Raw genomic sequence first — 5,400 nt, 5'->3', positions numbered from 1 at the left:
ACCGGCCGGTACGGGCGCTGAGGGCAAGGAAGGCGTCGGTGTTGGTCACGGCCCGATGGTGGTCGCGAGGTGTGGGCCCCGACCAGTAGTCTGTCTGTACGCGCGGACCGCCCTCCGCCGGATGGCGAGGGGGCGGTCCGGAAAGCCCGTGGCGGCCCGACGGCCCGGTGACCGGGTCCGTCACTCCATTTCGAGGACGCGGGCGTGCAGCACCTGGCGCTGCTGCAACGCGGCCCGGACGGCCCGGTGCAGGCCGTCCTCCAGGTAGAGGTCGCCGTGCCACTTCACCACGTGGGCGAAGAGGTCCCCGTAGAACGTCGAGTCCTCGGCCAGAAGGGTTTCGAGGTCGAGTTGGCCCTTGGTGGTCACCAGCTGGTCGAGCCGCACCGGGCGCGGGGCGACGTCAGCCCACTGGCGGGTGCTCGTCCGGCCGTGATCCGGGTACGGCCGCCCATTGCCGATGCGCTTGAAGATCACACGGAAAGCCTACCGTTCGGACGGCGGATGGCGCAGCAGCCGCGACGCCGCCACGCGCGCCGGTGTGAACTGCGCATGGACGAATGCAGCTGTTTGATGGGAAATGTCGCGAACATCGCCCGGTGCCGATCGGGTTCCGCGCCGATGCCGAAGCGTTCCGAAGCGTTCCGATCCGCTCAGGAGTGTGCACCGATGTCCTCCGACCCCACCCCGCCGGCCGTCCGGGAGATCGCCGACGGGTACGCCTTCACCGGTCCCGCCCTCGACCTCGGCGCCGTGCTGCTGGACGGCACCGCGTACCCGGACGCCCAGGTGCGCATCCCGCTGGGCGTGCTCAACCGGCACGGGCTGGTCGCCGGGGCCACCGGCACCGGGAAGACCAAGACCCTCCAGCTGATCGCCGAACAGCTCTCCGGGCAGGGCGTGCCGGTGTTCCTCGCCGACATCAAAGGGGACGTCTCCGGCATCGCCGCGCCCGGGGCACCGAGCGAGCGGACCGGCGCCCGAGCCGCCGAAGTGGGGCAGCGGTGGTCGCCGCAGGGCTGCCCGGCCGAGTTCTACTCGCTCGGCGGACAGGGCGCCGGCATCCCGGTCCGGGCCACCGTCACCAGCTTCGGACCGCTGCTGCTGGCCAAGGTGCTCGACCTGAACGAGACCCAGGAGTCCTCGCTCAGCCTGGTGTTCCACTACGCCGACGGCAAGGGCCTGGAGCTCTACGACCTCAAGGACCTCACCGCGGTGATCGCCTTCCTCGCCTCGCCCGAGGGCAAGGAGGAGCTGCGGACCATCGGCGGGCTCTCGGCGGCCACCGCCGGGGTCATCCTGCGCGCGCTCACCGTGCTGGAGAACGAGGGGGCCGGGGCGTTCTTCGGCGAGCCCGAGTTCGACACCGCCGAGCTGCTGCGGACCGCTCCGGACGGCCGGGGCGTCGTCTCGGTGCTGGAACTGCCCGCCGTGCAGGACCGGCCGCGGCTGTTCTCCACCTTCCTGATGTGGCTGCTCGCCGACCTCTACCAGGAGCTGCCCGAGGTGGGCGACCTCGACAAGCCCAAGCTGGTGTTCTTCTTCGACGAGGCGCACCTGCTGTTCAAGGGCGCCTCCAAGGCCTTCCTGGAGGCGATCACCCAGACCGTGCGGCTGATCCGCTCCAAGGGCGTCGGCATCTTCTTCGTGACCCAGACGCCGCGGGACGTTCCGTCCGACGTGCTGGCGCAGCTGGGCAACCGGGTGCAGCACGCGCTGCGCGCCTTCACCCCGGACGACGCCAAGGCGCTCAAGGCCACCGTCTCGACCTTTCCGCGCTCCTCGTACGACCTCGGCGCGGTGCTGACCTCGCTGGGCACCGGCGAGGCCGTGGTCACCGTCCTCTCCGAGAAGGGCGCGCCGACGCCGGTCGCGGCGACCAGGCTGCGGGCGCCGCAGTCGCTGATGGGGCCGATCGGGGCGACGGCCCTGCAGGCGGTGGTGGACGCCTCGCCGCTGACGGCGCGCTACCGGGACGCGATCGACCGGGAGTCGGCGTACGAGAAGCTGGCGGCGCGTGCCCCGCGGCCCCGGGCGGCGCCCACCGGGCCCGGGGCGTCGACGCCTGCCGAGCGGGCGCCGCGGCGGGAGGCGCCGAGGGAGAAGGAGGGTGCGGGCGGGCTGCTCGGGTCGCTGCTGAGCAACCCGACCGTGAAGTCCTTCGCGCGCTCGGCCGGGAAGCAGCTCGGGCAGGAGATCTCGCGCAGCCTGTTCGGGACGTCCAAGCGGCGGCGCTGACCGGTCGGGCGGGGCCGGCCGGCCGGTGGGGCGGCGCGGGTGTCGGTGGGGCGTGGCGTCGGCGGTCAGGCGGAGAGTGCGGCGCCGATCCGGTCCAGGGAGGACAGCCGCATCAGGCCGTAGTTGTAGAACTCCACCTCGGGGACGCCGAGTTCGCGCAGGATGGCGATCTTGGCGGCGAGGTTCTCCGGGCCGTCGCAGTCGGAGGACATCGGGCGCAGGATCACCGCCAGGGACTGCGGGCGGACGCCGTGCAGGGCGAAGGCGGCGACCTTCTCCCGGACCGCTTCCGGGGTCCTCGCGTAGCCGAGGGTCTCGATCCGGTCGACGGCCCCGGCGAGGGCGGGCAGGTCGATGCCGGCGAGCCAGCCCGTGCCCGGGCCGCCGCCGTCCATGAAGGTCAGCCGCATGCCGTGCCGGCGGGCCTGCTCGGCGAGGTCGGCGGCCAGCGCGGTGACGGCGGTGGCGGAGGCGTCCACGTAGGCGGCGAAGGCGCCGTCGGCGAGGGTGCTCAGGTCGGCGGGCTCGGCGGCGGCGGACTCGTCGGCCAGCCGGCGGCGCAGCTCGGCGCGGACCGCCGCGGCCACCGCCTCGGCCGGGACCCCGGCGCGGGTGGCGGCGGAGCGGCAGTGCGGGCAGAAGCAGACTCCGAGCAGGGCCTCGGCGGTCGGGCCCAACTCCTCGAAGTAGCGCTCGTGGTGGTAGCCGTGGCGCAGTCCGTGGAAGTGCAGGGACTCGGCGCGGATCGCGTCCACGCCGTACCGGGCCAGTTCGGCGACCAGGGTCAGCGCGTACTCCCGGACCTCCGGGTTCGCCGGGCAGAGTTCGGTGAGGTGGCGGTCGCCGAAGGCGTTGGCCGGGGCGCAGTCGGGGTGGGTGAAGCCGAGCCGGTCGTTGTGGCAGAAGACCGTCCAGGCGTGCAGCTTCAGCCCGCGGCGGCGGGCCTCCTCGGCGGCCTCGGCGAAGGGGTCGCGGTCGCCGATCGCGGTGGACGGCACGGGGGTCAGCCGGCGGCCCCGCCAGGCGGCCGGGTCGGGGTGGAAGTACGCCGCGCCCGGCTCCAGGTAGCGGACCACCCGGCGGGGGTTGTGCGGGAAGACGTCGCGGGCCTCGTGGTAGACCGAGGCGAGGGTGACGCCGCCGACCCCGGCGCGGTCGGTGAGGTTGCCGAAGAAGGTGTCGGCGCCCTCGTCGAGCAGGTCGGTGGCGAAGGCGAGGACGGACGACTCCACGGTGCGGCTCCGGAGCTGGGGGAGGGTGAGCCGTCCACGCTAGCCGCAGGGGTGGGATTGGTCTATACCTGATGGTCGGGATGGGAATCGTCGGACACGTCCTACAGGCCGAGCTCGTCCAGCTGCTTGAGCAGGGCGGATCCGGGGCTGGTCGGGGCGGTCCCCTGCGGCGCGGCGGGCTTCGCGGCCGGCCGGTCGCGGAGCAGGACGGCGGCGGCCAGTCCGCCGATCAGCCCGCCGAGGTGGCCCAGCCAGCTGACGCCCGGGGTGACGGGCAGGACCCCGATCAGGATGGTCGAGTAGACCACCGCGACGACGACGCCGACCACCGCGTCCAGCACGTTGCGGTCCAGGAGCCCGCGCAGCACCACGTAGCCGAGGTAGCCGTAGACCATGCCGCTCGCGCCGGCCGTCACCGTGTTCGGGCTCTCCAGCAGCCAGACCAGCAGCCCGCCGGACACCGCGATCACCAGGCTGGCCAGCAGGAACTTCTTCATACCCCGGTAGGCGGACAGGAAGCCGAGCACGAACAGCGGCCAGGAGTTGGCCTCGATGTGGCTCCAACTGAAGTGCAGGAACGGCGAGGTGAACATCTCCGGGAGGTCCCCGACCTGCTCCGTGCGCAGGCCGAACTCCCGCGACAGCCCGTAGTCGTCCAGCCAGTTGAGCACCTGCACCGACCAGATGACGGCCTGGATGCCGAGCATGGTGAGCAGCGCGCGGCGGGAGTCGGCGAACAACTGGACGAGTTTGGCGGCCATGCCCCGACTCTAGGGGCGCCGGAAGCGTACGTGCACCCCATTACAGTGACTCGTGTCGTTCCGACCGTGAGATCCGACCGTGAGAGGTGACCAGCCCATGAGCAAGCGCGCGCCGCTGCCGTACGAGTTCCTTCCGCAGGTGCCGTCCTTCCCGCTGAGCAGCCAGGACATCACCGAAGGCGCCACGCTGGGCCGGGAGTTCATCCACGCCGGCGGCAACCTCTCGCCGCAGCTGGCCTGGTCGGGCCTGCCGGAGGGCACCCGGAGCATCGCGGTCACCTGCTACGACCCGGACGCGCCGACCGGCTCCGGCTGGTGGCACTGGCTCGCCCTCGGCCTGCCCGCCGACACCACCGGGCTGCCGCGCGGCGCCGGCTCCTCCGATGCCGCCCTGCCCGGCGAGGCCTCCTTCCACGGCCGCAACGACTTCCCGGGCAACCAGTACGACGGCGCCGCCCCGCCGCCCGGCGCCCCGCACCGCTACGTCTTCGCGGTGCACGCGCTGGACGTCGAGAAGCTGGACGTCGCCGCCGACACCCCGCCCGCCCAGGTGGGCTTCAACCTCACCTTCCACACCCTGGGCCGGGCGCTGCTGACCGCCGAGTACGGGGTCTGACCCTTGGCGATATCCGATCGCCCGGTCGAGGTCTGGCGGCTGCCCGAGGAGGAGTGGAAGGCCGGCCGCCGGGCCGTGACCTGGACGGTGGGGCCGGACGGGGAACTGGCCGTCCTGGTGGTGCCGGAGCAGTACACGGCACCGGCCGGGTCCTGGCCGGAGGTCCGGTTCCCGTACGAGGCCGAGGTGGTCGTGATGGGCCCCCGCGGCGAGTGGCGGGTGCCGCTGTCCGGGGTCGACTGCTCGCCGGACCACCTGGCGCTGCTGCCGGGCGGCCGGCTGCTGCTGGTCGAGGCCCGGGCCGAGCAGGACGGGGAGGAGTGGCGGCCCAACGGCTTCGTGTACGGCCCCGACGGGACCCCCGGCCGGGAACTCCTCCTCGGCGACGACACGCCCGTGCTGGTGACCGACCGGGACGGCCGGATCTGGATGGCCTACGGGGACGAGGGCATCTACGGCGACCACCCGATGTCCTGCGCGGGACTCCGGGGCGCCGACACCCACGGCCGGGTGGCGTGGAGCCCGGACCACCGGAAGGACCTGCCCGGGTACC

At 73.2% G+C, this 5,400-nt stretch carries 5 protein-coding genes and 1 pseudogene; 3 read left to right on the top strand and 3 right to left on the bottom strand.

Going from position 1 to position 5,400, the window contains the following annotated elements:
• Positions 1-180: 180 nt before the first annotated feature.
• The gene (locus tag ACIQOV_RS25870) at positions 181-477 is read right to left on the bottom strand and encodes a type II toxin-antitoxin system VapB family antitoxin (protein ID WP_030061387.1); all 297 of its coding nucleotides are present in this window, start codon (positions 475-477) and stop codon (positions 181-183) included.
• A gap of 192 nt (positions 478-669) precedes the next feature.
• Between ACIQOV_RS25870 and ACIQOV_RS25865 the strand changes: the two genes are divergently transcribed.
• Complete coding sequence (locus ACIQOV_RS25865) at positions 670-2,238, top strand: helicase HerA-like domain-containing protein (protein ID WP_401052311.1); 1,569 nt, start codon at positions 670-672, stop codon at positions 2,236-2,238.
• A 65-nt stretch (positions 2,239-2,303) separates the two neighbouring features.
• On the opposite strand, the gene ACIQOV_RS25860 is transcribed toward ACIQOV_RS25865, so the two are convergent.
• A complete protein-coding gene (locus tag ACIQOV_RS25860) occupies positions 2,304-3,470 on the bottom strand; it encodes a hypothetical protein (protein ID WP_401052309.1) in 1,167 nt (388 codons plus the stop codon).
• A 101-nt stretch (positions 3,471-3,571) separates the two neighbouring features.
• Complete coding sequence (locus tag ACIQOV_RS25855; RefSeq protein ID WP_401052307.1) at positions 3,572-4,231, bottom strand: rhomboid family intramembrane serine protease; 660 nt, start codon at positions 4,229-4,231, stop codon at positions 3,572-3,574.
• Between the two features lie 97 nt (positions 4,232-4,328).
• On the opposite strand from ACIQOV_RS25855, the gene ACIQOV_RS25850 reads away from it, so the two are divergent.
• Both ACIQOV_RS25850 and ACIQOV_RS25845 read left to right on the top strand, forming a co-directional pair.
• The gene (locus ACIQOV_RS25850) at positions 4,329-4,847 is read left to right on the top strand and encodes a YbhB/YbcL family Raf kinase inhibitor-like protein (protein ID WP_401052304.1); all 519 of its coding nucleotides are present in this window, start codon (positions 4,329-4,331) and stop codon (positions 4,845-4,847) included.
• Positions 4,848-4,850: 3 nt separating this feature from the next.
• A pseudogene (locus tag ACIQOV_RS25845) lies at positions 4,851-5,400 on the top strand (hypothetical protein); the annotation flags it as partial.

The sequence above is a fragment of the Kitasatospora sp. NPDC091257 genome, assembly GCF_044757675.1.
GTDB classification, from domain to species: Bacteria; Actinomycetota; Actinomycetes; order Streptomycetales; family Streptomycetaceae; genus Kitasatospora; species Kitasatospora lactacystinica.
The sequence above is the reverse complement of the archived record's forward strand: the minus strand, read 5'-3'. Positions and strand labels throughout refer to the sequence as shown.